This is a genomic window from Pseudoalteromonas sp. TB51, from assembly GCF_000498055.1.
Taxonomy (GTDB): Bacteria; Pseudomonadota; Gammaproteobacteria; order Enterobacterales; family Alteromonadaceae; genus Pseudoalteromonas; species Pseudoalteromonas atlantica.
This window is the reverse complement of record NZ_AUTO01000313.1, coordinates 1-1,002: the sequence shown is the minus strand read 5'-3', so window position 1 is coordinate 1,002 and position 1,002 is coordinate 1. Positions and strand designations below refer to the sequence as shown.

At 42.7% G+C, this 1,002-nt stretch carries 2 protein-coding genes; both read left to right on the top strand.

The features are described from left to right. Positions 1-304 (top strand): MOFRL family protein (locus L650_RS0119270; RefSeq protein ID WP_029774093.1); only part of this gene is annotated, 304 nt, incomplete at its 5' end. 73 nt (positions 305-377) lie between these two features. After that, a partial coding sequence (locus L650_RS0119265) for an ROK family transcriptional regulator (protein ID WP_029774092.1) occupies positions 378-1,002 on the top strand: 625 nt, incomplete at its 3' end.

Below are 1,002 nucleotides of genomic sequence, written 5' to 3'. Positions count from 1 at the left end.
CGATGTTTATGGTGATGGCGGCCCTAATCAAGAATACTTAATGGCATTGGCAGAGGCACTTAACGCCGAGGCGGGCATTTATGCCATAGCCTGTGATACCGATGGTGTAGATGGCAGTAAAGATGTTGCCGGTGCGTATATAAATAGCAGCACGATTGCGCGCGCACTTGATGCTGGCGAAAACTTACACGCTCAGTTAGAAGGCCATAATAGCCATCAGTTTTTTAAAGCCATTGATGATTTAATTATTACTGGGCCAACCAATACTAACGTTAACGATTTTAGAGTGATAGTGATTGAGTAGGCGCGCTCGCCTACTTGTTCTTTAAAGTGGTTTAACGTAACCTTGTGCTCCAATTTTATTAGGGTTAATAGCTATGTTTTCGCTAAATAACAGTAACTTATTACGCTCAGGATTTGAGCTTGGAAAAGGCGATAAACTTTTTCAAGACATTGAACGTGATATTATTAAGGTGGTGTTTTGGGAGCAGTGTGTAACACAAAGTCATATTGTGAGCGCCACCCGAATTCCGCAGCAAACTGTCTCGCGTTTACTTAAATCGTTAACTCAGCATGGCGTAATAATGCAAACCGATACGCTTATCCCTAATAAAAAGGGTAAGCCTGGGTTTGGTATTGCGCTTAACCCCGAATATGGCTTTACCTTTGGTTTAGCTATTTTGCTTGATGCTATTTCTGTAGCGGTCATGGATTTTACTGGCAAAGTTATTTACACCCATATGCAGCTTATGTCAGACATGAGTATTAATAACGTGCTTAAAAGTGCGCAAAAGCTGGTGGACGATATAAGCGCAGAGCATAATATTGCGAGCGAAAAAGTGCTGGGTATGGGCGTGGGTATATCGGGCTTTTTTAGTTCTATGGACGGTAAAATGAATACCCACCATATGCTAGAGGAGTGGTCGCAGGTTGATATTATCGATATTGTCTCTAAGCATTTTCAACTCCCTACGTGGGTGGTGAATGACGCCACAGGCGCCG